This is a genomic window from Streptomyces atratus (assembly GCF_014648655.1).
In the GTDB taxonomy this organism is placed as follows: Bacteria; Actinomycetota; Actinomycetes; order Streptomycetales; family Streptomycetaceae; genus Streptomyces; species Streptomyces atratus.
The window spans coordinates 410,960-437,251 of record NZ_BMRN01000004.1; the positions used below are offsets into that span (position 1 = coordinate 410,960).

A 26,292-nucleotide genomic window follows, 5' to 3' on the forward strand; every position below is an offset into this window, starting at 1 on the left:
TGACCACTGGAACAACACCCCACGAGATCCCGGAAAGTCTCTCGGTCCCGGACCCGTGTAGTGCGGGTCCGGAACCGAGGAGTGGCGGTCGGCAGAATTGATTGAAAATGTGACCGTTCGGGTGCTGAGCTCGTGATCATTTCGCCGCGAGGTCTGGTCTGTGCCCCTCCGAAGAACGCCCCTGCCCGAGTGGGCCATCGCACGCCGCAGGGAACTGGGCCGGCGTCCGGCCTCAGCCCGGTGCACCTCGCTCCTCTCGCAGGATCAGCTCGCCGACCGCATCGGTGTTGAGCGCCGCACCATCCAGCGGTACTGGGGAGTGTTTCGAAAGTGCTGGTCACAGCCCGAACCGAAGGGGCGACGGCGCTGGTGCGGGCCCTGTTGGCCCTGACGAACCGAGAAGTCGCCCGCAGACCGACGATCTGCACCGAAGTCATCCGCCCACAACCAGCGTGAGCACGCCGACACCGACGCACACCAGGTCCGTGACCCGCCATGTCACGATGCACACCACTCACTCTGCGAGCCTGACTACAAGGAGGACACCGCCTCCCCGTCCCGCCAAGCGATCCGCGTCGGCATCGGCTCCCCCACCACCGAGTCCCGCAGGAACAGCGGTGTCGAGCCGGCCATGCTCAGGTAGCCGTTCACACTTCGCGTAAGGGAGAGGCCGTGGCCGTCGGGCGTGTCCGCCCAACCCGTGCGCGTACGGGCAAGCCCTCCGTCCCTCGGCGCCCAGCCCCACTCGCACCACACCCCCGTCACCAGGTCGAAATGCCGGTCGCAGGTGTCCGGCGTGGTTCCCAGCACCCAGTACCGGATGTCGAAGGTCGCCCAGTCGTCATCGGGATGGTTCAGGTCCTCGGACAGGACAACCCCGCGGTGCAGGACCGCGTGGGGAAGGTCCGGATGCCGTAGCGCCAGCGACAGTTCCGGGGGCAGCGCACGGAGCGTCTCCGTGAAGTGCCGTAGCAGCTGGGTACGGACCTCTGCCTGTGTTCTCACCGTTCTCACCCGCATAGGATGCCCGCGATCAAGCGAGAGAGGGGGCTCCAGTGGGAGAAATACCAGGTGTGCGTGAGGAGTTGGACCGGCTCGGGCGCGCTCTGCGTGCGCAGCTCGTCGAGCTGATCGACGAACTGACCCCCGGAGCCGACCTCGGCCTCCTCTTCCTCGACGAGCCGAACGTCGCCGACTGGCACGAGCCTCTGCGCTACAGCTACTCGGCCGTGTTCCGTGGGGAACGCCCCGAAGGGGTCGGCGCTGCCGACGTCGCCTCCCGGGCGGCCGGCCTGCTCAGCCCGGCCGGCTGGGACATCGCGGGGCCTCAGGAGGAGATCGACGGCACGAAACGCACGTACGTCCTCACCGCCCGCCGTCCCGACGGCACCCGCATCGAAGTCCGCACGGGCGACCACAACTCGGCCGTGCTCTACAGCGGGCAGACCCCCGCCCTGGCCCTGCGCGAGCCGGAGGAGTTCCAGTGGCCGGAGCCGGTCCGGACGCCCGAGACCCTCACGCCCGGCTACGTGCTCTGCTACGAGTGCGACGGCCTCGGTGCCTGCCACGGCTGCGGTGGACGCGGCTGGGTGCCCAGCGAGCCCCATGGGCGCAGTAACTGCCGCCAGTGCGGCGGGCAACGCGTCTGCCCCATCTGCCGGGGCGGGGGCCAGTTGGCCGTCTTCCGGCTGTCGCCGTACCAGCTGACCTACTACCCCGAGCTGAGCCAGTAGCCGCTATGACCTGTTTCGAAAGTGGATCAAGGTTCTGCGGTGATCACCTGGCTCGGGTAGATCTGACGGATGCTCAGTTGGGGGTGCTGGAACCGTTGTTGCCGAAGGGCGTTGAGCCTGGCCGACCGTCGGTGCACAGCAAGCGGCAGCTGATCAACGGCATACGGTTCCCCACGCGCACCGGCATCCCGCGGCGGGACCTCTGGTCAAGTGGCCCTCCCCTGTGATCGCTTGAGGCTCGTGGATCAGACGAGCCGTGCGAAGCCAACAGAGATCACTGACAACGCCGAGGAATTTCCCTTCACTCAGGCACTGGTGGCAGGTAGCAGCTTCGAACCTGTCCGCCACCGCACCCGTTGAGGATCTGGTGCGATGGGCGAAGATGCGCTGGCGGATCGAGCACGACTACCGCGAACACTCTCAACCAAACCCTGGACACTCTCCAGGGCCTGTTGAGGTGCTGGACCGGTGTCTGCCCCCCTGCGGCCAGGCCGATGCCTTGCTCGGCAGTGAACTCCCGGGCTTCGTCGGTTGCGTATGCGCCGTGTCGCGCTTTGACGGCGGTGATGACGTCGGTTCGCCGCGGGGGAGGCCGGGCGTCCCGGGCCGCCCTCCATGGCCGGCCGCCGCTTGTCACTCAGCCGCTCAGGCCGTGGTCGCGGGCAGTGGCCTGCCCAGCAGGAAGGCCCGCAGCAGCGCGGTATAGAGGCGCGGCCGGCCGCGGGAGATGGCGTGACCGGCACCTTTGACGGTCACAAGCTGGGAGTCCGGGAGGGTGCGCCGGTACTCGTCGGTGACTGCGGGTTTGATGAAGTCGCACTCGCCCCGCAGGACGAGCGAGGGGACGTGCGCCGCGCGCAGGTTCGGCCGGGGGTCGGGGATCCGCTCGAAGTCTTCACGAAGGATCTGGTTGCTGTAGAAGCCCTGAGGGTTGTGGTGTGCCGCGGCGGGTGGCGCGCCCTGGCACGAGGCGCTGTCCTTGCCCGTCAGAGCGACCTCGTGCATCCAGTGATCGACCTCGCGGTCGCCGACCAGGGCGTGCGCGGCACCGGGGTTGACGTCCAGCAGCAGGCTCGCGGCGAGCATCCGGGGCGTGCTGTTCAGCTTTTCGAGCCGGGCCTGCTGGGCCGGGGTGAGCCGACTCCAGGGTTCGCCGGCCGTGGAGCCGGGGTATTTGTGACCCCACAGCGCGCCCGGCGAGGTGAACACCGCCTTGGCCACGTGCCGACTGTGGGCCGCCAGGTACTGGGCCGCGAGCGACCCTCCCCACGACTGGCCGACGATGACGATCCGGTCCGCGCCGAGCGTACGGCGGATCGCGTCGAGGTCGGCGACCTGGCGGGCGACCGTGTATCCGGTGATGTCCCGCAGCCTGGTGGAGCGGCCCGCTCCGAGCTGGTCGTAGGAGTAGACCTCGAAGCCGTCCGCCGCGAGTTCCCGGCCGCCGGCCGGAATGCCCTCGGCGGGTGTGCCGGGTCCGCCGTGCAGGAAAATCACCGGCGTCGGCCTGGCCGTGCCGACGGCGGGGACGTGGACGTACGCGATGCGCGAGCCGGTCGGCAGCTTCCAGAATCCGACGCCGGGCGGGACGGGCACCGCCGCGGAGGTCGGCATCGGACGGAACAGAGTGGCGGCGGCGAGTACTGCCACGGCGATGGTCAGCCCGCCCGCGAAGAGAACAGCTGCCCGCCGGCCCGCGCCGAGCAGGGCGAACCCCGCGCGGCCGAGCAGCCAGCCGACCAAGGCGCCGGACGCGAGCCCGGCGAGGGCGAACACCGGAACGCTCGTGGTGACGGACGCCGTGACGAGGAAACCGGCCGCCGCGGCGACGGGCGCCAGCGGCAGTGCGAGCAGGAGAAGAGCGCCGCCGAAGATGCGGCGGGAAAGTGTGTGTGCCATACGGACGAGGCTATGAACGCGGTGCGTGCATTCCTTCCCGCTGCGGGACGATCCGAGGGCGGGAGGTCACCGCCGTGCGGCGGGGCGCCCACCCCGCCGCACGGCGGGGTCGTGAACGTCGCCCGGGCCGCGGCGCCTGCGCCTGCGGTTCAGCGCGTGCCGGGACGAATCAGACCGGTCTCGTAAGCGGCGATCGTCGCCTGGACCCGGTCCCGTACGCCGAGTTTGCCGAGGATTACGGAGACGTGGTCCTTCACGGTGGGCGGGCTGATACCCAGCGCCGCCGCGATCTCCGTGTTGGACAGCCCCCGCGCGACCTGCCGGAGCACCTCGGTCTCGCGCGGGGTGAGCCGGTCGAGCCGGGTCGTGTCGAACGGGTCGGGCGCCTCGGCGAACCGGTCGATCAGCCTTTTGGTCACCGCCGGATCGAGCAGTGCGGCCCCGGCCTCGACCACCCGTACCGCGTCGATGACCCGCTCCGGTTCGGCGTCCTTCAGCAGGAAGCCGGCGGCTCCGGCGCGCAGGGCGGCGAACAGGTACTCGTCGAGGTCGAACGTGGTGAGCACGAGGACGCGGGTCGCCGGATTGCGCGCGGTGATCGTGGCGGTCGCCGCCAGGCCGCCGGCGCCCGGCATCCGGATGTCCATCAGCGCGACGTCCGGCCGCAGCGACAGCGCGAGTTCGACGGCGGCCTCGCCGTCCGCGGCCTGCCCGACGACGCACAGGTCGGGCTCCGCGTCGATGATCGCCGCGATGCCGGCACGTACGACGGCCTGGTCGTCCGCGATGGTCACTCTGATCGTGATGGGAACACCTCCGGCAGCCACACCCGTACCGCACCGCGGCCGGTCGTCGAGAGGGTACCGCCGGTGGCATCGGCCATCGCACGCAACCGCCGCCGAACTCCCGGGTCGGCGGGTGTGGGGCCGCAGAGCTCGACCCCGTCGTCGAGGCTGCGCACGGTGAGTGTCACCCCCGGGGCCATCAGCATCGCGGCGATGCGGTACGCGGAGACCTCCACGACGGCGGGTGCCGGGCGGCGCGGCCCGGTACAGCGGACGGCGGTGCCGTACCGGGTGGCCAGCGCCGCGATCCCGGCCACGGTGGGGGGCGGGGTGTCCGCACCGTCCCGGCCTCGCAATTCGGTGAGCAGTTCCCGCAGCGCGGTGAGGCCGGCACGGGCCTCGGTCCGTGCGGTCTCCAAGTGACCGGCCTCGGCGGCGGCGACCACCGCCCGCGCGTGCCGGTGCGCCGTGCGTCGGAGCCCTGCGGCGATCCGCCGGCGCTGGTCGCGCACCGCGGCGTCGGCGTCCCGGTCGAGCAGTTCCCGCTGCTGGGCGGCAGCGGCCCGCAGCCGGTGCCGGCGACGGGCCGTGAACCGCCCGAGCGACCAGACGGCGAACGCGGGGAGGGCCAGCATGACGGTCAGCACCGCCCAGGCCGCCGCCCGGTTGCCGGTGATGCCGCTGCCGCCGGCGAGCGCGAGACCGCCCACGGCGGCCACCGCGGCGGGCGCGAGTCGGCTGCGACGGCCGGGCAGATACGCTCCGGCGCTGTACGCGAGGGTCAGCTCGACCCACCAGTACACCAGGAAGATGTCGCTGACCGGCGGCTGCATCCAGCCGGCCAGATCGCAGGCCAGCCACAGCATCAGGGCCAGCAGCACCGCCGCCATCCCGCGTCCGGGCATGCGCGAACGCCATCCGAGCGGCACGGCGTGCAGCCCCGAAAGCAGGACCGTCGGCACCGCGGGCAGGAAGCCGCGGAAGGAGTCCGGTACGTCGGCCGACAGCAGGCTCGCGCCGAGCGAGAGGGCAATCGCGAGGACCACCAACGCCCAGTCGAGCCCGGTTGGCCCGCGCCAGCGGGGCCACCGGCGTGCGGCAGGTGACGCGGCCGACGGCAGCTGTGCCCGTACGGTCCAGCCGGATCCTCCAGGGCCCGCCGACAGCGTTCCGCCCGCCGCGTCGACCACGGCCCGCAACCCCGCGAGGCCGTGCCCGGTCCCGAGGCCGGGCTCGGCGACCGTACCGCCGTCGTCGGTGACGGTGACGGTCAGCCCGGGACCGCCCTCGGACCGGCCGGGCCCGTTGGACCTGTTGGCCCCCTCGGTCCCGCCGCCCTTGTCAGCCCTCTCTACGCGTACGCGCACCGCCGCCCCGTGGGCGTACCGGGCCGCGTTGGTCAGTGCCTCGCGGACCACGCGGTACGCCGCCTCCGTGCTGCTCCCGGGTGCCGCGTCCACCGTGCGCCGGTAGTCCACCGCGTGTTCGGCGGCCAGCGCGTCGATGTCGGCGAGGGTGGCCACTGCGGCGCGCTCGCCCGGTCCCGTGAGACGGTCCAGTTCGCGCACGGCCTGCCGGCCCGCGTCGATCGCGTGCCGGAGCGCCTCGGCAGTCCGCTCCTGGTCTCCGAGCCGGAGCGCGGCGCCGGCGGACACCACGATTCCGGTCAGCCGGTGCGCGGCCACGTCGTGCAGTTCCGCCGCCAGCCGGTCTCGCTCCGCGAGCGCCGCGAACCGGGGCACTGCGGCGGTGCCGGCCCGGTACGCGACCAGCGCGGACCGGTTGGCCCGCCTGCGTCGGCGTGACCGGCCCGTCGCCCAGGCGACCGCCGCGCCACCACCCGCTACCAGTGCGACGCCTGCCACGCAGTGCGGCGGCTCGCCGATCGTGGCGGCGGTGCCGGCGGCGACCAGTGTGACCGTGGCCGCACCCGCGAGTGCGGGCCCGGCGGACTGGTGCACGGCCAATGCGTGGAGCGCGATGAGCACGGCGACCGGTGCGGCCACCGCGCCCACAACCGCAGCCGTACCGAAGGGCGCGGCCACCGGCGTCGCGGCCAGGACGAGCACGGGAAGAACCAGATCGCGCCATCCGGGCGGACCGTTCGTCACCGACCACGTAAACCGGGTCATGGCCGGAACGTACCTCCTGTGGTCGGAGCCGGACCTGGAGTTTGCCCGGAACCCGCAACCGCCTCCGGCTGTGCCGGATGCGGTTCACTTCTGGATCGCGGGCGGGGACGCCGTGTGCGGGTCAGCTCACGCCGATGGCGTCCGGCATCGCGGCTGCGACGTGATCGGCGGCGTTACGGTGGCCCCTGGCATCGGGCTGCACGAGGGCCGGCTGGTCAGGGACGCGGGTGAAGATGCCTTCCACCCACTTGCTCGGCGCCCGCCGAGCCGCTGCCCGCCTACGGACGAGTGATTCCCCCACCGACGACGGCGTATGACGCAGAGATGGTCGCCCTTGCCAGGGAGGAGCCGAAGCGCAATGCCATGGCGACGGCTGACTACCGCACACCGCACGGCGGCCGTGCGCTCGCGCAAAACCATGGCATCCGTCCGGCAGCGGACGCACCCGCATCTCTTCGCTGAGGCGGAAGAGCGGACGCCGGATGTTCTGGATGCGGCGTGGGCAGTGCCGGAGGAAACTGGGGTTGAGGCGGAATCCTCTGCGGCGAGCGGAAGGATTCCGGAATCCCGGCGGGCTGGGGTCTGTTTCCCGGCTCAGGGCGTGATTGGGGACATCCACCATGGATTACCCGGAGAGCTACCAGTTGGTATTTCAGGCGTCCGCCGTGGAGGACGACACGGTGATCGTCCGGCGTACGGCGCAGTCGGGAGCGGGTGGATACCCGATCTACGAGGACGAGACCGGAATCGTGCGCGCGGAGATCAGCGACCGGGGAGAGGTGCGCATGCTGGCCAGCGGTGGACACCAGGTGCTCGGCACCCCGCTGGTCGTGCGGGAGCCGAGCGCCTGAATGAGCCGGGGCCCGTCCGGCGGATCATGACCAAACGGGCCCCGGCACTACAGGAAGGCGGGCCGGTGCCGCGCCGCCCCGTCAGCCCTCGGTCCAGCCGTGGTTCTTGGCGAACTGCAGCAACCCGCTCCGGACCTGCAGGATCTGAGCCCCCGTCAGCGAGGGTGCCGACTCCAGCAGCACGTCGGTCACCTCCTTGCTGTACTCGGCCGCACTGAGCACATCGCACAACGTGTCGTCGTCCGCCGACCCGGAAACGCTGACCGAGGCAGGCCTCGGAGGGGTCAGCGGCTTCCCGTCGGGACCCTCTGCGAGCCGGACCGACGAGGCCTTCAGCCCGCGGTCACCGTCCTCGATCTCGAACTCGACCGCCGTTCCCGTGTGCACATAGGACTCGGGGATCAACATGTCGTTCACATGGAGAAACACATCCTCACCGCCGTGATCGGGTGAGATGAAGCCATATCCTCGTGCGCCGTCGAACCGCACCACACGACCAGAAACCACACCAACCCCCAAGAAAGAACCGGGCCCCTTGCCCGTTTGCCACACAGGGCTCGACCGGAGAATAACCCTGTGCGGCCGGGCGGCGCGACCCTGCAACGGGAATCGCCCGGATCGGGGCGAGAGCCTGCGACGGGGCGGCGGCAGGCTCACCTGAGCTTGCGTGCGGGCGGGGGTGCGGTGCCGGACGCCAGCGGGGAGCGGGCCAGTTCGGTGCAGCCCACCGTGACCAGGGCGAGCGCGACCAGTTCGGGCAGCACCCACCACCCGGTGCGCAGTTCCTCGCCGAACAATGTCACCCCGTACAGGACGCTGATCAGCGCGTCACCGAGGGTCAGCGGCGGCTGGACGGCGACCAGCATGCCGGCCTGGAGGGCGTTCTGGAGGAGGAACAGTGCGCCCACTCCGGCCGCGGCGGTGGCGTACAGCTGCCAGGACGTCAAGAGCGCCACCGCTCCGCCGCCCCCTTCGAGCCGTGCCATGGCGTCCTTCATGAGTGCGGCCGTGAGGGCGTACCCGCATGCGGCGGCGAGGCCGAGCAGCGCGCCCCGGGGGTTGCCTCGCGTGCTCAGGGCCGCGCCGATCAGTGCGGCCTCGAAGATTCCGGTCACGATCAGTGCGGTGACCCAGGCAGTTCCCCGCACGGACGTGCTGCCGCCGCCCGGGGCCGCGGAGGCCATGCCGAGCGCCAGCCCCAGCGTCACGGCCGCCACCGCGTACCAGATCTGCCCGGGGATACGGACCCGCAGAACGAACCCGGCCATCAGCAGTGTGGCCGGCAGCTCGATCACAAAGATCGGCTGGACCAGGGAGATCGGCCCGGTGGCCAGCGCCACGGCCTGGCAGACGGCCGCGACGATCACCAGGCCGATCCCGGCGAGCCACCCCCTGCGGCGCAGCAGATGCCCGATCAGCGACAGACGCATCGCCTCGCTGTCGGGCACGGTGCGGGCGGCGCGGCGCTGGAGAACGGAGGCCGCGCCGTTGCTGATCGCGGTCAGGATGGCGAACAGAACACTGATCACCGCCCCATGATGCAGGTGGCGGGCCCACGACCCGGGGTCCTGCGGGGCGGCGGCATGGCGGGCGCGCGGATCGGAGCACGTCCCCCGATGAGGACCGAAGGTGTCCGCAAGCCTGCGTAGCGTGCCGTCCATGGCCGTGAAGAAGAACCCCGCAGCACCCGCCGTGCTCTCCCCGCGCGCGCTGGGCCGCGCCACGCTGGAGCGGCAGTTGTTGCTGCGCCGGACCGCGATGTCCGCGAAGGAAGCGGTCGGGCATCTGGTCGGCCTCCAGGCGCAGAACACCAAGCCGCCGTACTACCAGCTCTTCGCCCGCCTCGACGGCTTCGACCCGGCCGAGCTCGCCGGGCTGATGGAGTCCCGCGAGGTGGTTCGTATCGTCACCATGCGCTCCACCATCCACCTGCACACGGCCGCCGACGCGCTCACCCTGCGCCCGCTCGTCCAGGCGGCGCGCGACCGGGAGCTCAAGATGTTCCGCAAGGGGCTCGCCGGGGTGGACCTGGACCGGCTCGGGGCGGTCGCCGGACAACTCGTCGAGGAGCGGCCCCGCACCCCCAAGGAGATCCGCGAGGCGCTGCTCACCGAGTGGCCCCACGCCGATCCGCAGGCACTGGGTGTGGCCGCCCGCTGTCTGCTGCCGCTGGTCCAGGTCACCCCGCGGGGGGTGTGGGCGAAGAGCGGCCGGGTCGCGCTGACCACCGCCGAACACTGGCTCGGCAGCCCGTCGGGGCCGGTCCCCGCACCGGACGCCACCGTGCTGCGCTATCTCGGAGCCTTCGGACCCGCCTCCGTGCAGGACATGCAGACGTGGGCCGGACTGACCCGGCTGCGCGAGGTCTTCGAACGGCTGCGGCCGCAGCTCATCACCTTCCGGGACGAGAACGGCGTCGAACTCTTCGACCTGCCAAACGCCCCACGCCCCGACGAGGACACCCCCGCCGCGCCGCGTTTCCTGCCCGAGTTCGACAATGTGCTGCTCGGCCATGCGGACCGTACGCGCGTCATCCCGCCGCAGTACCGGGGGCGCAACGGGAACGGCAATCAGGCGTACGGCACGGTGCTGGTCGACGGATTCCTCGCGGCGATCTGGCGGCTCGGCGGCGGTACCGGTGCCGGCTCCGGGGCGACGACCCTCACCGTGCAACCGCTCGGCAGGCTGAGCCGGGCCGATCGAGACGCCGTCACGGAAGAGGCCGTACGGATGCTCCGCACCATGGCGACGGCGGGCACCGACGCGCACGGATACGACATCCGGTTCACGACGTTCGTCGACTTCGAACGGTGAGCTCCCGCCGTCGCACTACGGCAGCAGCCCCGCCCGCCGCGCCGCCACCACTGCCTCCAGACGTGTGTGCGCACCCAGCTTGCGCATCGCGGAACGCAGATACCCCTTCACCGTCTCCGGCCGCAGCCCCAGCCGTTTTGCCGCCCCGGCGTTCGTCGTCCCCGCCGCCACACAGGCCAGCACGTCCACCTCTCGCGGCGCCAGGTGCACCCCGCAGGGCTGCGGCGCGCGGGCACCGGCCGCCGAGGCGAGCCGCCCGCACACCGAGAGCAACTCGTCGCGCAGCGCCGGGTCCACGACCTTCGGCACCAGGGCACGCAGTTCACGATGGGCCTCGCGGACGTCCTCCCATGCCTCCGGTGCGCCCCTGGGGTCCGTGACCTGTTCCCGGGTCACGGCCAGGAGCTGCTGCACCTCGTCCCGTACGACCAGGGCCTGTTCCACATCGCGGGCAGCGGCGACCGCCGCGTCGAACGTACGGTCCCCGAGCGAGACCGGCTCGCGCAGCGCCCCGTACAGCACACCGCGCACCTTGCGCCGTACGACGACGGGCACCGCGACCACCGAGCGCAGGCCCTCCGCCGCCACCGCCATGTCGTACTCGTGGCTGATGTGGCGCGAGGAGCGGTAGTCGGTCACCGCGCAGGGCCGGGACAGGGCGATCGACTTGCCGCCGAGCCCGCTGCCCGCCGAGATGACAAGACCGCGCAGGGCGGTGGTCTGCGCCCCGTTCAGCTCGGCGATCCGGGCGTGACGGGCATCCGAGAGGAGCCCGCCGAAGGCCACGGGCAGCCCACTGGTCCGGCGCAGCCGCAGCAGCGCTGCCTGCATGTCGACCGCATCGACGGATTCCGGCATGTTGACGCCCCTCTGCCCGGCTCCGGAGGCTCGGCAGTCTCCGCCTGCTGCACCCCCGTTCGGGGGTGGTGAGACCTGGGTCACTGTTTACATGATGTTAAGTGACCGGTCCGGTCCGCAATGAGGAGGGCACATGTCGGCAATCAGCGCGACGGAGACGTTCCGGGCCGCCCGGGACTTTCTGCTGCAGCACCGTGAGGACTACCACGCGGCCTACGAGGGCTTCCGCTGGCCCCGGACCGACCATTTCAACTGGGCGCTCGACTGGTTCGACGCCATCGCCGAGAACAACGACCGCACCGCCCTGCACATCGTGGAGGAGGACGGCGGCCGCACCGAGGTGTCCTTCGCCCGGATGTCCGCCCGCTCCAACCAGGCCGCGAACTGGCTTCGTGCCCAGGGGGTACGCGCCGGGGACCGCATCCTCGTCATGCTCGGCAACCAGGTCGAGCTGTGGGAGACGGCGCTGGCCGCGATGAAGCTGCGCGCCGTCGTCATCCCCGCCACCCCGCTCCTCGGCCCGGTCGATCTGCGTGACCGGGTGGAGCGCGGCCGGGTCCGGCACGTCCTGGTACGGGACACCGACACCGCCAAGTTCGACGAGGTGCCCGGCGACTACACCCGGATCTCGGTCGGCGCCGACATGCCCGGCTGGCTGTCGTACACCGGCGCCGACGATCAGCCGGAGACCTTCGGGGCGGACCGGGAGACCGACGCCGACGAGCCGCTGATGCTCTACTTCACCTCCGGTACGACCGCCAGCCCCAAGCTCGTCGAGCACACCCATGTCTCCTACCCCGTGGGCCACTTGTCGACGATGTACTGGATCGGTCTCAAGCCCGGGGACGTCCACCTCAACATCTCCTCGCCCGGCTGGGCCAAGCACGCCTGGTCGAATCTCTTCGCGCCCTGGAGCGCCGAGGCGACCGTCTTCATCTTCAACTACACCCGCTTCGACGCGGGCCGGCTGATGGCCGAGATGGACCGCTCGGGCATCACCAGCTTCTGCGCCCCGCCCACCGTCTGGCGGATGCTGATCCAGGCCGACCTCTCCCAGCTGAAGACCCCGCCGCGCGAGGTCGTCGCGGCCGGTGAGCCGCTGAACCCGGAGGTCATCGAGACGGTGCGGCGCACCTGGGGCGTCACCATCCGGGACGGCTTCGGCCAGACAGAGACCGCCGTCCAGGTCGCCAACACCCCGGGCCAGCTGCTGAAGGCCGGGTCGATGGGCCGGCCCAGCCCCGGCTTCAAGGTCGAGCTCCTAGACCCGGTCACCGGTGAGCCCGGCGCGGTCGAGGGCGAGATCTCCCTCGATCTGTCGGACCGTCCGGTGGGTCTGATGACCGGCTACCACGGCGACCCGGACCGGACCGCCGAGGCCATGGCGGGCGGTTACTACCGCACCGGTGACATCGGCTCCCGCGACGAGGACGGCTACATCACCTATGTCGGCCGCGCCGACGACGTCTTCAAGGCATCCGACTACAAGATCTCGCCGTTCGAGCTGGAGAGCGCCCTGCTGGAGCACGAGGCGGTCGCCGAGGCCGCCGTCGTCCCGGCCCCCGATCCGGTACGGCTCGCGGTGCCGAAGGCGTACATCGTGCTCGCGGAGGGCTGGGAGCCCGGTCCGGACACGGCGAAGGTGCTGTTCGAGCACTCCCGGGCGGTCCTCGCCCCGTACAAGCGGGTCCGGCGGCTGGAGTTCGCCGAGCTGCCCAAGACCGTCTCCGGCAAGATCCGCCGCATCGAGCTGCGCGAGCGCACGGCCCAGGGCACCGGCACCGAGTACGACGAGGGGGATCTGCGATGAGCGAGCTGTCCTACGCGCACGGCACCGGCACCACGGCGCTGCTCGGCGACACCATCGGACGCAATCTCGACCGCGCGGTCGAGGCGTTCGGTGATCGCGAGGCGCTCGTCGACGTCGTATCGGGGCGACGCTGGACGTACGCCGAATTCGGCGCGGCGGTCGACGAGCTGGCGCGAGCGCTGATGGCGTCGGGGGTGGCCAAGGGGGACCGGGTCGGGATCTGGGCGATCAACTGCCCCGAGTGGGTGCTCGTGCAGTACGCCACCGCCCGCATCGGCGCCGTCATGGTCAACATCAACCCTGCCTACCGGGCGCATGAACTGGAGTACGTGCTGAAGCAGGCCGGGATCTCGCTGCTGGTCTCCTCGCTCTCGCACCGCACCAGCGACTTCCGCGCCCTGGTCGACCGGGCCCGCGCGGGCTGCCCCGACCTGCGCGCCGTGCACTACATCGGTGACCCGTCCTGGGACGGGCTGCTGGCTTCGTCCGGATCCGTGACTTCCGGGCAACTCGCTGCCCGGGAAGCCGAGTTGTCCTGCGACGACCCGATCAACATTCAGTACACCTCCGGCACCACCGGCTTCCCCAAGGGCGCCACCCTCTCCCACCACAACATCCTCAACAACGGCTACTTCGTGGGGGAGCTGGTCGCCTACACCGAACAGGACCGGGTCTGTCTGCCCGTCCCCTTCTACCACTGCTTCGGCATGGTCATGGGCAACCTCGGCATCACCTCGCACGGTGCCTGCATCGTGATCCCGGCTCCCGCCTTCGAGGCGGCCGCCGTGCTCGCCGCCGTTCAACAGGAGCGCTGCACCTCGCTGTACGGCGTCCCCACCATGTTCATCGCGGAGCTGAACCTCCCCGACTTCGCCTCGTACGACCTCTCCTCGCTGCGTACCGGCATCATGGCCGGATCGCCCTGCCCGGTCGAGGTGATGAAGCGGGTCGTCGCCGAGATGCACATGGACGAGGTGTCCATCTGCTACGGCATGACGGAGACCTCTCCGGTCTCCACCCAGACCCGCCGCGACGACGACCTGGAGCGCCGCACCGGCACCGTCGGCCGCGTCATGCCGCACATCGAGGTCAAGGTCGTCGACCCGGTCACCGGCGTGACCCTGGAACGTGGTGCGGCGGGCGAACTCTGCACCCGCGGCTACAGCGTGATGCTCGGCTACTGGGAACAGCCCGAGCGCACCGCGGAGGCGATCGACGCGGGCCGCTGGATGCACACGGGGGACCTCGCGGTGATGCGGGAGGACGGCTACGTACAGATCGTCGGCCGGATCAAGGACGTGATCATCCGCGGTGGGGAGAACGTATATCCGCGGGAGATCGAGGAGTTCCTCCACGGTCACCCGAAGATCGCGGATGTGCAGGTGGTGGGCATACCGGACGACACCTACGGCGAAGAGGTCCTGGCCTGCGTCATCCCGAGGGACCTGGCGAACCCGCCGACCCTGGAAGAGGTGACGGGCTACTGCCGTGAACAGCTGGCGCACTACAAGATCCCGCGGCAGCTGCAGATCCTGGAGACCTTCCCGATGACGGTCAGCGGGAAGGTCCGGAAGATCGAACTGCGGGAGAGCTACGGGCAGTAGGACCGGATCGCCCCGGGCGTTGTCAGGCGGCCTCGATGATGTCGCCGGCAACGCCCCGGGTCGCGGCCGCCCATTCGATCAGCAGCACTTCGTAGGCCGCGGACTCCACGGAGGACCAGTCCTGCCCGGCGCGCGCGTCGACCAGGGCTCGTATCGCCTCGTTCGCCTCGGCGGCGGACGGGGATGTCGGTCGGGTCGTGCGCGGCGGGTCGACAGATGGTGTGTGCCGTGGAGTTAAAGCCATGTTCCCTACCTTAAGGCCCGACACTGACAACCGGCCGAACATTTGTGGCCCTCGGCCCGAACGTGACCGATTGCACTCACTGTTGTCGGTCGGTTCCGCTGAGGCGCGGGTCGAGCCCGGCGCGCGGGATCTCGCGCCGCATGCAGACCCTCGGCCAGCGGTCCAGGCCGTGTTCCGCCTCCTCCGCCCTGATCTTCCTCAGGCCGTCGGTGAGTTCGGCCTCACCCAGCGTACGGAAGCCGAGGCGGGCGTAGTACGGCGCGTTCCACGGGACGTGGGAGAAGGTCGTCAGCGTCAGCGCGCCCAGCTGCCGCCCGTGCGCCCACCGGGTGAGGTGGTCGATGAGCGTGCTGCCCAGGCCGCGTCGAGCGGCGGACGGATGGACGGAGACCTGTTCGATGTGGGCCGCGCCGTCGACCGGGTCGGCGATCAAGTAGCCGACCGGGCGGTCGTCGGGGTCGGCGGCCACCCAGGCGCGGCCGGCCCGGCGGTAGTCGTCCAGCAGTCCGAGCGGCGGGGGATCGTCGTCCGCGATGGCGGACATGCCGAGCGCGCGGAACGGTTCGCCGGCGGCGCGCTCGATGTCCTGAAGCAGCGGAAGATCGGAGCGGCGGGCGGTACGGATACGCATACGGCCAGTATGGCGCCCCGGGCTCAGGCGCCGGTGCTGATCAGCTGGTCCGCGGCGCTGTTGACCGGCTGCGGCGTTCCCGTGCGGTCCATGACGAAGAGCGGCATGCCGAGGCCGTCCGCGCGCGCTTCGGCGTCCTGCGCGTACCCAGCGAGCGAGAAGAACACGCTCGTGACCGATGCGCTCAGCGCGTTCAGCCAGAGGCACTCGACGTCGCGCAGGACGGTCGGGCGGGAGACCGCGTCGACCTGGGCGATCAGCCCGGTGGCCCGCAGATCGATCCGCGCGGGGGAGCGCTCCGCCGGCTGTACGACATCGTGGTAGCCCAGCCACTTCAGATACCGGGCGGCGCTCGCGACCGCATCGTGTGCGGTACCGATCGGCAGGGGCTGGAACGCCGGCCGGGGTGGCGGCGCCGTACGCGGCAGCGGAATGTGGGACGGCCGGTCGGGCCGGGCCCCGCCGGCGGGGCCGGGGGCGCTGTCGGTTTCCGTCACCGGCCGGACCGGTATCCGCAGCACCGTCCCGCACGGGCAGCACAGCTCCGGCTGCGGCCACTGGTCGTGGCGCCCGCAGGTGCGACAGCGCACCGTCACCCAGTCGTCGTTCCAGGTGCGGTGCGTGATGGGTACGACCGGGGCGCCGCGCAGCACGGGCGGGGCGCTCGGCGCACCGCACGGGCAGGGATAGGCCGGTGTGCTGTACGTGTGGTCGCGGCGGCAGGCCGGGCAGCGTACCGGCACCGACTCCACCATGAACTCCCTCCGGCCCCGGTCGCGCGCCCCGGCGACGGGCCACCTCGGCGCACCCGAGCGCGCCGGCGCCGACCGATGCGGGCCGACTCCGCTCCGTATCCCCATGGTCCCCCAGGGGCGAGGCCCTGGGGGGTGACTTGGCGTACTTCGTGGACCGGTGCGCGCATCGGCCGCCCCACGCCCACTCTCTTGACGGTCACCCGGCCGCACTTTAGATTGACTTTCGCATAGCAGAATCAAGTTTCCGCAATGTGAAATAAACGCGGAATCAATGCGGAATCGGTGCTCTCAGGTGGCGCGACAGAGCCCGACTCCACCAGGTCCGAGCAGGAGCACTCAATGCCACGAATGACCGCTGCCCGAGCGGCAGTTGAGATCCTCAAGCGCGAAGGCGTCGGCAACGCGTTCGGTGTGCCGGGCGCGGCGATCAACCCCTTCTACGCGGCCCTCAAGGCCTCCGGCGGGATTCATCACACGCTCGCCCGTCATGCCGAGGGTGCCTCCCACATGGCGGAGGGCTACACCCGGGCGCGCCCGGGCAACATCGGCGTCTGCATCGGTACGTCGGGACCGGCCGGCACCGACATGATCACCGGCCTCTACTCCGCCATCGCCGACTCCGTCCCGATCCTCTGCATCACCGGGCAGGCCCCGACCGCCGTGCTCCACAAGGAGGACTTCCAGGCGGTCGACATCGCCTCGATCGCGGCGCCCGTCACCAAGGCCGCGACGACCGTCCTCGAAGCCGCCCAGGTCCCGGGGGTCTTCCAGCAGGCCTTCCACCTGATGCGCACCGGCCGCCCCGGCCCGGTCCTCATCGACCTGCCCATCGATGTCCAGCTCACCGAGATCGAGTTCGACCCGGACCTGTACGAGCCGCTGCCGGTGCACAGGCCCGCCGCGACCCGCAAGCAGATCGAGCGAGCCCTGGAGATGCTGAACGCCTCCGCGCGCCCGCTGCTCGTCGCGGGCGGCGGCGTCATCAACGCGGATGCGTCCGAACTCCTGGTGGAATTCGCCGAGTTGACCGGGGTGCCGGTCGTCCCGACCCTGATGGGCTGGGGCATCATCGCCGACGATCACGCGCTGAACGCGGGCATGGTCGGCCTGCAGACCTCGCACCGCTACGGCAACGAGAACTTCCTGGAGTCCGACTTCGTCCTCGGTATCGGCAACCGCTGGGCCAATCGCCACACCGGAAGGCTGGACGTCTACACCCGGGGCCGCACCTTCGTCCACGTGGACATCGAGCCCACCCAGCTCGGGAAGATCTTCGCCCCCGACCTCGGCATCGCCTCCGACGCCAAGGCCGCGCTGGAACTGTTCGTCGAGGTGGCGCGCGAGCTGAAGGCGGCCGGAAAGCTCAAGGACCGCTCGGAGTGGGCCGCGTCCACCCAGGAACGCCGGGCCACGCTGCAACGCCGTACGCACTTCGACAACGTGCCGCTGAAGCCGCAGCGGGTGTACGAGGAGATGAACCGGGCCTTCGGCCCAGAGACCCGGTACGTCACCACGATCGGCCTCTCCCAGATCGCCGGTGCGCAGATGCTGCACGTCTACCGGCCACGCCACTGGATCAACTGCGGCCAGGCGGGCCCGCTCGGCTGGACCATCCCGGCCGCGCTGGGCGTCGCCACGGCCGACCCGGACGGCTCCGTCGTCGCGCTCTCCGGCGACTACGACTTCCAGTTCATGCTGGAGGAGCTGGCCGTCGGTGCGCAGCACCGCATCCCGTACGTCCATGTCCTGGTGAACAACTCCTACCTGGGACTGATCCGCCAGGCGCAGCGCAACTTCGACATCGACTTCCAGGTCAACCTGGAGTTCGAGAACCTCAACTCGCCGGAGATCGGCGGCTACGGCGTGGATCACGTCAAGGTCGTCGAGGGCCTGGGCTGCAAGGCGATCCGCGTCACCGAGCCGGAACAGTTGCTGCCGGCCTTCGAGGAGGCGAAGAAGCTGGCGGCGGAGTTCCGGGTCCCGGTGGTGGTCGAGGCGATCCTGGAGCGCGTGACGAACATCGCGATGAGCGGTACGGACATCGCGTCCGTCAACGAGTTCGAGGACATCGCGACGGACCCGTCCCACGCACCGACCGCGATCCGCCTGCTCCGCGCGCCCTGACGGCACGTCGGCCGGTCCGTGGTCCTCGCCCCGGAGCCGGGCGGGGACCACGGTGTCCCGGGAGCGGTCAGAGCACCTGCGCGAGAGGCGCCACCGTCTCCCAGTGCTTGAGGTACTCCAGCGCAGCATGGGGATTGCCGTTGGCGTTCTTCACCATGTGCGTGCGCTCCAGTACGTCATCGGTTTCGGGGAACAGGGTCCTCAGCCGAAGGGTGGAGACGATGTAGTCGTCGCGGTCGGCGATGTTCACCCAGCGCTTGAGCTGGTCCGGCGTCCGCAGCGGTTGCGGGCGCAGCCGTTCACGGATGACCGAGCGCAGGCCCAGCGGCGAGCCGAAGGTGACCAGCAGTGGCAACGGCCGGTCGAGCCTGTGCAGGGCCTCATAGGCGACGACGGTGCCGAGCGAGTGCGCGATCACCGCCTTGGTGTCCCCCGTCACCCGGGACAGCACGGACTCGATCGCCCCTTGGCGTACCGACTCGTCGTCAAGATAGGCGGCCACCTGGCCCAGGTGGAATACGCCGGTGCTGCTGAGCGCGGCGAAACCGGAGCGAGCGATCGGGCCGAGCCGGCCCAGCATCGCGACAACCAGCCGGACCGGGGCGTACGGACCCTGCTCAGGACCGATCTCCGTGCGCAGTTCGCTCAGTTCACGGGCGGCTTCGGCGCTGTCGAGCGGGTCCGACGCGTGCCGGTGGATGTTGTCCATGATGTTCTCGCCGACCGCCTCGCTGGTGAGCGCCATCTGTTCGGGGAACGGCATGTCCCAATCGTCCTGTGGTACGTAGGGCGCGAAGAGGCTGCGGTAATGGGCCATGGCGACCGACGTCGAGCCTTCGTGGAGCCTGTCGGCCTGCTCCTGACGGCCGTTCTCACGCAGGGTGCGTGTCAGGGCGCGCACCCAGTCCGTCCTCAGCTGCTCCTCGGTCTCGTCCTCGGGACCGATGCCGTGCACCATGACCAGCTCAGCCATGCCTCTCCTGTCAGTTCCGCGTCCGTGCTGCCCACGTACGCGCCGGCACTCCATCGCCAAGACGAACGGCGGCCGTCGTCAGTTCCTCAACTCTGCGGGCCGGGCGATTGGTTGAAAGAAGTTCCGGTGTCGATAATGAGCAGGTGGCAGATGAACGCAAGGCATTGGTGATCGCTTCACACTGGGACGTCCGCGAGGAGAAGCCCGGGAGCAGGCTGGATCTGCTGGAACCGTGCGCCACCGAGCTCACCACCCTGCTTCTGGACCCCCTCCGCGGCGGGTGCGTGCCGGCATGGGGAGACGGCCTGCTGACCGATCCCACGGTCGACGAGGTGACCGCCGCACTCACGGAGTCCTTCGCCGGAGCCTCGGCGTCCGGCGACTCTCTGGTGGTCGGCTTCGTCGGCCACGGGCATGCCGGCAGGGAGGACGAATTCCTCTTCCCCGTATGTTCCACCCCGGCCGTCCCCGGCCCGGAGACGGCCCTGCAGCTTCCCCAGGTACTTCGCGCGCTTGCGCAGCGTCACGGCGGCGTCCGGGAACTCACCGTCATCGTCGACGCGTGCATGTCGGGTTACGCGGTACTCGCCGGCGCGAGCACCTGGTTCCGGTCCGCCATGCAGACGGGCCGAAGGGTCGAGATCCTCTCGTCGGCGGACGGCCGACTGGCGTACGGTCTGCAGTTCACGGTCGCCCTCAACGGGCTGATCAGACAAGGGGACATCCGGCTGGGCGGGAAGCTGTACACCGGCCCCGTGCGCCGACTGGTGGATCCGCAGCTCGTGAAGCAGGATCCGCAGACGGCCTCCTACGACGGCGGCGGAAGTGCCTCCGGTGACCCGTACGGTACCTGGATCGCCCACAACGTCGCGCACAACGCGTCCCTGAGCGTGCTGGCAGGGACGCGTGCCGCCAAAGAGCTCGTTCCCGCACTTCAGTACTTCCAGGCCCCTGACGAGCTGGCGAGGTTCACCGCGTCGGTCCGCCGGCACCGGGTCGTGGTCGTGGTCGGCGCCATGGGCACGGGCAAGACGACGCTCGCCGCCGCGCTGTGCCGCACCGAACTGCTCCCGGAGCAGGGGGCACCGGCGATCTGCGCGGTCATCCGTCTCTCGGACGCCGCCTGGACCTCGGGCCTCTCCATGACACAGCTCGCCGGTCAGCTGCGCCTGTACCTTCCGGGGTTCCCGGAAGCCGAGAAGGCATACAGGGCGCAGGCGTCCGCGGACGACCAGGGCTCGCTGCGTACCGCGGAGTTCGGTGTCGCCGGCCCGCTCGGCCTGATGGAGTCCCGCGAGCCGGTCCGCGTGATCGTGGACGGACTCGACCAGGTCCATCCCACGAACCGCGTCGGTGTCATGCGCGAGCTGGCCACGCTGAGCGACGCGGCACCCTCGTGGTTCGGCCTGGTGGTCACCAGCCGGGACGGTGTGCGCCTGCCGGACGACTGGCACCGCGAGTCGGTCTTGGCGGCGGCTGGGGAACGGCAGCTCAGCGCGTACCTGACGGCCCACAGCCACTCCGTGGACGCACGGCGGGAGATCCTGCGCCAAGCGGCCGGAAACTGGGAGATCACCCGCTTGCTCGCGGACTTCGGGCCCCTGGCGCACACGGGCGGCGTGTCGTACGAGGAGCTCTACGCGGGGGTGCTCCTTCCGGCCCGGGACGCGGCGCCGGACGGGCGGGGGGAGTGGGTCGATGCCGTTCTGGCCGTGCTCGCGGCCTCCGGGCTCGGCGCCGAGCTGCCCCGCGCCCTGCTGGCCAGGGCAGCCGGGGACCTGGGCGGTCCGGCCGGCGAGGACGCGCTCGGTCAGGTCCTGGATCTGTTGCCGGGCCTGATCGTGCGGGCGCACCATCCCGACGGTACCGAACTCCTCGGGGTGCACCACCAGACCCTGGTCGAGTACCTGTCCGGGATACTCGACGTGGTCTCCGGTCATCGCGCGCTGTGCCGGGCGTTGGAGACCATGGCTCCCATGGATCAGCACATGCCCGACGACCCGCTGCACGCCTACGCGGAACAAGCCGAGCCGGAGCACCTGTGGCAGGCGGCGCTCCGCGACCCGTCGCAGTACGAGCGGTTGCTCGCCGCCCTGGAGCAGCGCGCCGCTGCCGAGCCCACGGTCAACCGCGACCGATGGGCGGCCTGGGCCCAGCGTTTGGCGGAGCGTCTCGGCGCGGACACCCCGATTCCGCTCCGCGCACGGGAGCGGGCCGCCTATTGGACGGGTAAGGCCGGTTCCTACCGGCGTTCTCGGGAACTGCACCAGGAGCTGCTGGAGGATCAGCGGCGCGTCCTCGCACAGGACGCGCCGGAGGTGCTGGAGACCCGGCACCGGATCGCGTACGCGACCGGTGAGACCGGCGACTTCCACACGGCGGTGGAGCTGCACCGGGCCGTGCTGGCCGATCAGATACGGGTCCTGGGCCCGGACGACCGGCGCACTCTGGCCACCCGGCATCACATCGCGTACTGGACCGGCCGGGGCGGGGACATGATGGAGGGGTTGCGGCTGCACGAGGAGTTGCTGGAGGATCAGCGCAGGGTGCTCGGCCCGATGGATCAGGACGTGCTGGAGAGCCGCCACTACATCGCGTACTGGCACGGTGTCCTCGGGCGGCCCCTGCAGGCGCTGGCCCTCCATGACGAACTGCTGCACGACCGTCTCGCCGTGTTCGGGGAGGACCACGCGCAGGTCGTCTTCAGCCGGATGAACATCTGCAGGTTCCTGGGAGAGGCCGGGCGACGGCAGGAGGCTCTCAGCGGCTACCGCGCTCTCCTGCCGGACGTGGAGCGCATCCGCGGCGAGGACCATCCCAACACGCTGGTGGTGCGGCTGAACATCGCCCGCTACACCTGGGAACTGGGTGACCCGGAGGGCTCGCTGAGGCTGCACGAGGCGCTGATCGAGGACCAGCGCCGGGTCAACGGCGCAAACCACCCCACGGTGATGATCTCCCGCTACAACATGGCCATGCTGAAGGCCGAGCTGGGTGATCCGGTCACCGCCCTGGCAGAGCTGGACGCCCTCCACGCGGACCGGCTCGCCCGCTACCAAAATCCCCTCCATGCCGAGGTGATCACGACGTTGTACGGACGGGCTCTGGTCACCGCGCAGCTCGGGGACGTGGCGGCCGCCATCGAGGCGATGCGCGCGGTGCGGGAGGACCGTGCGCGCGCTCTGGGCGAGGATCACCCGAGCACCCTCGCCGCAGCGTCCGCGCTGGATGATCTGCTGGCCGGGTGAGCGTCCCCGCTGGGCGGGTGGGGCCGGCACGCATGCCGCACACGCCGAGAAGGGCGCGGAGCTCGGGACCGTATCCGTACTCCGCGCCCTGGCACGGGTGAAGCAGACCAGGGTCGCGGCGGCGGCGATCGGTCCCGAAGCCCCGTCCCCTTCAGGTCAGGAGACGGGACACCCCGGGCCCTCACCACCGCACTGGCGTCGCACAGCCGCCGCGACCTCGTCCTGCCCGCGCCGTATGACACCCCTCATCCGGGTACACGGCGCGAGCAGGGTTCAGCGGGAGGCTCAGTCCTCGCGCAGGGCGTGGACGGCCTCCTCCACGCGCTTGCCGTAGTCGGCATCGGCGGCGTGGAAGTGGGCGAGGTTCTTCTCGATCACGTCGTCGCGGGTGACCTGGGAGAGGCCTTTGGCGATGTTGGCGACCAGGCGGCCCTTCTCGTCCTCGGACATCAGCCGGTACAGCTCGCCCGCCTGGAAGAAGTCGTCGTCCTTGGTGTGGGCGGGCGCCTCGTGGGTGCCGGTCCAGCCGTGGATCGCGAGCGGGGCGGAGAGCGTCGCGCCGGTCTGGGCGGGGCCCGCGTACGAGTTGGGCTCGTAGTTCTTGTCGTGGCGCGCACCGTTGCGCGTGGCGTGCAGTCCGTCGCGGCCGTAGTTGTCGACGACGGCGGTGCGCGGCGCGTTCACCGGGAGCTGGGTGTGGTTGACGCCCAGCCGGTAGCGGTGCGCGTCCGCGTAGGCGAAAAGCCGGCCCTGGAGCATCTTGTCCGGGGACGGACCGATGCCGGGCACGAAGTTGTTCGGGGAGAACGCGGCCTGCTCGACCTCGGCGAACACATTGTCCGGATTGCGGTCCAGGACCAGCCGGCCCACCCGCTGCAGCGGGTAGTCGCTGTGCGGCCACACCTTGGTCAGGTCGAACGGGTTGAAACGGTAGTCCGCGGCCTCGGCGGCCGGCATGACCTGCACGTACAGCGTCCAGGACGGGTACACCCCGCGCTCGATGGCCTGCAGCAGGTCCGTCTGGTGCGAGTTGCCGTCCTTGCCCGCGAGTTCGGCGGCCTGCTCGCTGGAGAGGGAGCGCACACCCTGGTTCGTCTTGAAGTGGTACTTGACGAAGAAGGCCTCGCCCTCGGCGTTCGTCCACTGGTACGTGTGCGAGCCGTAGCCGTTCATGTGGCGGTACGAGGCGGGGATGCCGCGGTCACCCATCAGCCAGGTCACCTGGTGCGTCGCCTCGGGCGCGTGGGCCCAGAAGTCCCAGACGTTGTCCGGCTCCTGACGGCCCGTGAACGGGTCGCGCTTCTGCGAGTGGATGAAGTCGGGGAACTTGACCGGGTCCTTGATGAAGAACACCGGAGTGTTGTTGCCGACGAGGTCGTAATTGCCCTCGTCCGTATAGAACTTGAGGGCGAAGCCGCGCGGGTCGCGTACGGCGTCCGCGCCGCCCAGCGAGTCGGCCACGGTGGAGAAGCGGATGAACGTCTCGGTGCGCTTGCCGACGGCGGAGAGGAAGTCGGCACGGGTGAAGCCGGTGACGTCGTCGGTCACCTCGAAGTAGCCGTACGCGCCGGAGCCGCGGGCGTGGACCACGCGCTCCGGGATGCGCTCCCGGTTGAAGCGGGCCAGCTTCTCCAGCAGGTGCTGGTCCTGGAGGAGGATCGGGCCACCGACGCCGGCGGTGGCGGAGTTCTGGTTGTCGGCGACCGGGGCGCCTGACTCGGTCGTAAGCACACGCTGCGTCATGGTGTCGGGGCGACCTTCCGTACGGGAGCTGCTGAGCTGCTGAACTGAGACGGCTTGAGGCTCCAGGAGCGTAAATACGCCCCGAACCAGGCGTCAACAGTTTGTTGAAATTTGGAGTCTGGTGTTCCGGACGGCGCCGACGCCTGGGCGCGACAGGACAGGTGTCGGCGCCGACGCCATCCGGAAGTCTCTGGGTGGCCTATCCGGGTCGGACGGGTCAGGCCCCGACGGGCTGCCCCGACAGGCGCTCGACCGAGCGCAGCAGTGCCGAGTGGTCCAGGCCGCCGTCGCCCTGTGCGCGCAACGAGGCGACGAGTTGCGCGACCACGGAGCCGACGGGCAGTGCGGCACCGACATTGCGGGCGGCGTCGGTGACGATGCCCATGTCCTTGTGGTGCAGGTCGATCCGGAAGCCCGGTGCGAAGTCCCGCTTCAGGAAGTTGTCCTTCTTGCGGGTCAGCACGGTCGAGCCGGCCAGTCCGCCGTTCAGCACGTCGAGCGCGGCGCCGAGGTCGACCCCGGACTTCTCCAGGAAGACGACCGCTTCGGCGCACGCCTGGATGTTGACCGCGACGATCAGCTGGTTGGCGGCCTTCACCGTCTGGCCGCAACCGTGCGGACCGCACAGCACAATGGTCTTGCCGAGCGCCCGGAGGATCGGCTGCGCCGCGCCGAAGTCGGGCTGCTCGCCGCCGACCATGATCGACAGCACGGCCTCGATCGCACCGGCCTCGCCGCCGGACACCGGGGCGTCCAGCACCCGGATGCCCTTCTCCTTTGCGTTCTTCGCGAGGTACACGGAGGTCTGCGGGGTGATCGATGACATGTCGATCAGCAGCGCGCCGCGCTTCGCGTTCTCCAGGATGCCGTCGGGGCCGTACGCGATGGCCTCGACCTGCGGGGAGGCGGGCACCATCGTGATGACGACATCGGCGTCCCGGACCGCCTCGGCGATCGAGCCCGCGCCCGTGCCACCGGCCGCGACCAGCCGGTCGATCTTCTCCTGCTCCAGGGTGTGACCGGTGACGTCGTACCCGGCCTTGATCAGGTTCTCGGACATGGGGGAGCCCATGATGCCGAGTCCGATCCATGCAACCTTGGGGAGGTTGTTGCTCATGAGGGTGCCTTCCGATAAGCGTGTGTGCGAGGGGGAGTCGGCCGCCCTCAGCGGGCGGCCCGCGCGGTGGCCGGGAGCCACTCGAAGGCCTCGGCGCTCGGCCGGTCGCCCGGCTTGTACTCCAGGCCGACCCAGCCGTCGTAACCGGCCTTCGTCAGCTCGTCGAGGAGCTGCTCCAGCGGGAGCGAACCGGTGCCGGGCGCGCCGCGCCCCGGGCTGTCGGCGATCTGGACGTGGCCGGTCTTGTCGGCGTACGCCGTGATGACCTGGCCGAGGTCCTCGCCGTTCATCGAGAGGTGGTACAGGTCCAGCAGGAACTTCGCGTTCCCGAGCCCCGTCGCCGCGTTGACCTTGTCGACGATCTCGATCCCGGCCGGTGCGCTCACCAGGGGATAGCGCGGCGATTCCGGCTTGTTGAGGGTCTCGATCAGCAGGACCGCCCCGATCCGGTCGGCCGCACGGGCGGCGACGGCCAGGTTCTCCAGGGCGAGTTCGTCCTGTGCGCTCGGGTCCACACCGTCGACGCGGTTGCCGTAGAGCGCGTTGAGCGCCTTGCAGCCGACCGAGGCGGCGAAACCGGCCGCCACCTCGATATTGGCGCGGAAGCGGTCCGACTCCGGGCCGGGCACGGAGAGCGCGCCGCGGTCGGGGCCGGGCAGCTGTCCGGCGTAGAAGTTCAGCCCCACCAACTGGGTGCCTGCGTCGTCGAGCGCCTTCTTGAGGGCGTCGAGCTCGGCCTGCGGCGGAGTGGGGGTCTCGATCCATGGCCACCACAGCTCGACCGCGGTGAAGCCGGCCGCGGCGGCGGCTGCGGGACGCTCCAGGAGCGGGAGTTCCGTGAAGAGGATCGAAAGGTTCACATCGAAGCGCTGGTCCGGGTAGCCCATGAGGGTTTCGGTGCTCCTTCCGTATTGCGGAAGTTAGTTTCTACGTGACGGAAGATTGCCCGGAGCTGCGAGAGCTGTCAAGGG

Annotated in this window: 22 protein-coding genes; 8 read left to right on the forward strand and 14 right to left on the reverse strand. The window is 70.5% G+C overall.

Annotated elements, in window-relative coordinates:
- Positions 1-531 precede the first annotated feature (531 nt).
- Positions 532-1,005, reverse strand: a complete 474-nt coding sequence (locus IEZ15_RS09855) for a hypothetical protein (protein WP_189275887.1) — start codon at positions 1,003-1,005, stop codon at positions 532-534.
- 50 nt (positions 1,006-1,055) lie between these two features.
- Between IEZ15_RS09855 and IEZ15_RS09860 the strand changes: the two genes are divergently transcribed.
- Positions 1,056-1,733: a hypothetical protein gene (locus tag IEZ15_RS09860; RefSeq protein ID WP_189275889.1), complete on the forward strand. Its 678-nt coding sequence runs from the start codon at positions 1,056-1,058 to the stop codon at positions 1,731-1,733.
- Between the two features lie 5 nt (positions 1,734-1,738).
- The gene (locus IEZ15_RS09865; RefSeq protein ID WP_229845821.1) at positions 1,739-1,960 is read left to right on the forward strand and encodes a transposase; all 222 of its coding nucleotides are present in this window, start codon (positions 1,739-1,741) and stop codon (positions 1,958-1,960) included.
- A 418-nt stretch (positions 1,961-2,378) separates the two neighbouring features.
- On the opposite strand, the gene IEZ15_RS09870 is transcribed toward IEZ15_RS09865, so the two are convergent.
- The 3 genes from IEZ15_RS09870 to IEZ15_RS09880 all read right to left on the reverse strand — a co-directional run bounded on the left by IEZ15_RS09870 (position 2,379) and on the right by IEZ15_RS09880 (position 6,549).
- Complete coding sequence (locus IEZ15_RS09870; protein ID WP_189275893.1) at positions 2,379-3,632, reverse strand: alpha/beta fold hydrolase; 1,254 nt, start codon at positions 3,630-3,632, stop codon at positions 2,379-2,381.
- 149 nt (positions 3,633-3,781) lie between these two features.
- Entirely contained in the window at positions 3,782-4,438 is a 657-nt protein-coding gene (locus IEZ15_RS09875; protein WP_189275972.1) for a response regulator, read from the reverse strand.
- Positions 4,423-6,549, reverse strand: coding sequence for an ATP-binding protein (locus IEZ15_RS09880; protein ID WP_189275895.1), 2,127 nt, complete (start codon positions 6,547-6,549; stop codon positions 4,423-4,425). Before IEZ15_RS09880 ends, IEZ15_RS09875 begins: the two co-directional genes overlap by 16 nt.
- A 620-nt stretch (positions 6,550-7,169) precedes the next feature.
- Here IEZ15_RS09880 and IEZ15_RS09885 point away from each other — a divergent pair.
- Complete coding sequence (locus IEZ15_RS09885; protein ID WP_093895936.1) at positions 7,170-7,400, forward strand: DUF6296 family protein; 231 nt, start codon at positions 7,170-7,172, stop codon at positions 7,398-7,400.
- 81 nt (positions 7,401-7,481) lie between these two features.
- Here the strand turns inward: IEZ15_RS09885 and IEZ15_RS09890 are convergent, their stop codons facing one another.
- Positions 7,482-7,907: a cold-shock protein gene (locus tag IEZ15_RS09890; RefSeq protein WP_114247450.1), complete on the reverse strand. Its 426-nt coding sequence runs from the start codon at positions 7,905-7,907 to the stop codon at positions 7,482-7,484.
- A 146-nt stretch (positions 7,908-8,053) separates the two neighbouring features.
- Positions 8,054-8,929, reverse strand: coding sequence for a DMT family transporter (locus IEZ15_RS09895; protein ID WP_189275897.1), 876 nt, complete (start codon positions 8,927-8,929; stop codon positions 8,054-8,056).
- A gap of 130 nt (positions 8,930-9,059) precedes the next feature.
- Between IEZ15_RS09895 and IEZ15_RS09900 the strand changes: the two genes are divergently transcribed.
- On the forward strand, positions 9,060-10,214 hold the full coding sequence (locus tag IEZ15_RS09900) for a winged helix DNA-binding domain-containing protein (RefSeq protein WP_189275899.1): 1,155 nt from the start codon (positions 9,060-9,062) through the stop codon (positions 10,212-10,214).
- Positions 10,215-10,229: 15 nt separating this feature from the next.
- Here IEZ15_RS09900 and IEZ15_RS09905 read toward each other — a convergent pair whose 3' ends face one another.
- Complete coding sequence (locus IEZ15_RS09905; RefSeq protein WP_114247453.1) at positions 10,230-11,072, reverse strand: response regulator transcription factor; 843 nt, start codon at positions 11,070-11,072, stop codon at positions 10,230-10,232.
- Positions 11,073-11,205: 133 nt separating this feature from the next.
- Here IEZ15_RS09905 and IEZ15_RS09910 point away from each other — a divergent pair, with 133 nt between their 5' ends.
- On the forward strand, positions 11,206-12,882 hold the full coding sequence (locus IEZ15_RS09910) for an AMP-binding protein (protein ID WP_114247454.1): 1,677 nt from the start codon (positions 11,206-11,208) through the stop codon (positions 12,880-12,882).
- A complete protein-coding gene (locus IEZ15_RS09915; protein ID WP_189275901.1) occupies positions 12,879-14,486 on the forward strand; it encodes an AMP-binding protein in 1,608 nt (535 codons plus the stop codon). The genes IEZ15_RS09910 and IEZ15_RS09915 overlap by 4 nt, the downstream gene beginning before the upstream one ends.
- A 22-nt stretch (positions 14,487-14,508) precedes the next feature.
- On the opposite strand, the gene IEZ15_RS09920 is transcribed toward IEZ15_RS09915, so the two are convergent.
- The 3 genes from IEZ15_RS09920 to IEZ15_RS09930 all read right to left on the reverse strand — a co-directional run bounded on the left by IEZ15_RS09920 (position 14,509) and on the right by IEZ15_RS09930 (position 16,113).
- Complete coding sequence (locus IEZ15_RS09920; protein WP_114247456.1) at positions 14,509-14,730, reverse strand: hypothetical protein; 222 nt, start codon at positions 14,728-14,730, stop codon at positions 14,509-14,511.
- A 76-nt stretch (positions 14,731-14,806) separates the two neighbouring features.
- A complete protein-coding gene (locus tag IEZ15_RS09925; RefSeq protein WP_189275903.1) occupies positions 14,807-15,361 on the reverse strand; it encodes a GNAT family N-acetyltransferase in 555 nt (184 codons plus the stop codon).
- 23 nt (positions 15,362-15,384) lie between these two features.
- Positions 15,385-16,113 (reverse strand): hypothetical protein, encoded by a 729-nt coding sequence (locus IEZ15_RS09930; protein WP_189275974.1) that lies wholly within the window; start codon positions 16,111-16,113, stop codon positions 15,385-15,387.
- A gap of 351 nt (positions 16,114-16,464) precedes the next feature.
- On the opposite strand from IEZ15_RS09930, the gene gcl reads away from it, so the two are divergent.
- Positions 16,465-18,240, forward strand: coding sequence for a glyoxylate carboligase (gene gcl, locus IEZ15_RS09935; RefSeq protein WP_189275906.1), 1,776 nt, complete (start codon positions 16,465-16,467; stop codon positions 18,238-18,240).
- A 67-nt stretch (positions 18,241-18,307) separates the two neighbouring features.
- Here the strand turns inward: gcl and IEZ15_RS09940 are convergent, their stop codons facing one another.
- Positions 18,308-19,213, reverse strand: coding sequence for a hypothetical protein (locus IEZ15_RS09940; RefSeq protein WP_189275908.1), 906 nt, complete (start codon positions 19,211-19,213; stop codon positions 18,308-18,310).
- A gap of 143 nt (positions 19,214-19,356) precedes the next feature.
- Between IEZ15_RS09940 and IEZ15_RS09945 the strand changes: the two genes are divergently transcribed.
- On the forward strand, positions 19,357-22,461 hold the full coding sequence (locus tag IEZ15_RS09945) for a tetratricopeptide repeat protein (protein ID WP_189275910.1): 3,105 nt from the start codon (positions 19,357-19,359) through the stop codon (positions 22,459-22,461).
- A 285-nt stretch (positions 22,462-22,746) separates the two neighbouring features.
- Here IEZ15_RS09945 and IEZ15_RS09950 read toward each other — a convergent pair whose 3' ends face one another.
- From IEZ15_RS09950 to IEZ15_RS09960, 3 genes are all read right to left on the reverse strand, one after another.
- Positions 22,747-24,204 (reverse strand): catalase, encoded by a 1,458-nt coding sequence (locus IEZ15_RS09950; protein ID WP_189275913.1) that lies wholly within the window; start codon positions 24,202-24,204, stop codon positions 22,747-22,749.
- Positions 24,205-24,421: 217 nt separating this feature from the next.
- Complete coding sequence (locus IEZ15_RS09955) at positions 24,422-25,321, reverse strand: 2-hydroxy-3-oxopropionate reductase (protein ID WP_189275915.1); 900 nt, start codon at positions 25,319-25,321, stop codon at positions 24,422-24,424.
- Between the two features lie 47 nt (positions 25,322-25,368).
- Complete coding sequence (locus tag IEZ15_RS09960; protein WP_189275917.1) at positions 25,369-26,208, reverse strand: TIM barrel protein; 840 nt, start codon at positions 26,206-26,208, stop codon at positions 25,369-25,371.
- Between the last annotated feature and the right edge of the window lie 84 nt (positions 26,209-26,292).

Coding starts and splice junctions, on each gene's coding strand:
- IEZ15_RS09960 (WP_189275917.1), bottom strand. CDS start 26,208: ATGGGCTACCCGGACCAGCGCTTCGATGTGAACCTTTCGATCCTCTTC.
- IEZ15_RS09870 (WP_189275893.1), bottom strand. CDS start 3,632: ATGGCACACACACTTTCCCGCCGCATCTTCGGCGGCGCTCTTCTCCTG.
- IEZ15_RS09905 (WP_114247453.1), bottom strand. CDS start 11,072: ATGCCGGAATCCGTCGATGCGGTCGACATGCAGGCAGCGCTGCTGCGG.
- IEZ15_RS09925 (WP_189275903.1), bottom strand. CDS start 15,361: ATGCGTATCCGTACCGCCCGCCGCTCCGATCTTCCGCTGCTTCAGGAC.
- IEZ15_RS09940 (WP_189275908.1), bottom strand. CDS start 19,213: ATGGCTGAGCTGGTCATGGTGCACGGCATCGGTCCCGAGGACGAGACC.
- IEZ15_RS09885 (WP_093895936.1), top strand. CDS start 7,170: ATGGATTACCCGGAGAGCTACCAGTTGGTATTTCAGGCGTCCGCCGTG.
- gcl (WP_189275906.1), top strand. CDS start 16,465: ATGACCGCTGCCCGAGCGGCAGTTGAGATCCTCAAGCGCGAAGGCGTC.
- IEZ15_RS09950 (WP_189275913.1), bottom strand. CDS start 24,204: ATGACGCAGCGTGTGCTTACGACCGAGTCAGGCGCCCCGGTCGCCGAC.
- IEZ15_RS09900 (WP_189275899.1), top strand. CDS start 9,060: ATGGCCGTGAAGAAGAACCCCGCAGCACCCGCCGTGCTCTCCCCGCGC.
- IEZ15_RS09880 (WP_189275895.1), bottom strand. CDS start 6,549: ATGACCCGGTTTACGTGGTCGGTGACGAACGGTCCGCCCGGATGGCGC.
- IEZ15_RS09865 (WP_229845821.1), top strand. CDS start 1,739: ATGACCTGTTTCGAAAGTGGATCAAGGTTCTGCGGTGATCACCTGGCT.
- IEZ15_RS09910 (WP_114247454.1), top strand. CDS start 11,206: ATGTCGGCAATCAGCGCGACGGAGACGTTCCGGGCCGCCCGGGACTTT.
- IEZ15_RS09915 (WP_189275901.1), top strand. CDS start 12,879: ATGAGCGAGCTGTCCTACGCGCACGGCACCGGCACCACGGCGCTGCTC.
- IEZ15_RS09920 (WP_114247456.1), bottom strand. CDS start 14,730: ATGGCTTTAACTCCACGGCACACACCATCTGTCGACCCGCCGCGCACG.
- IEZ15_RS09955 (WP_189275915.1), bottom strand. CDS start 25,321: ATGAGCAACAACCTCCCCAAGGTTGCATGGATCGGACTCGGCATCATG.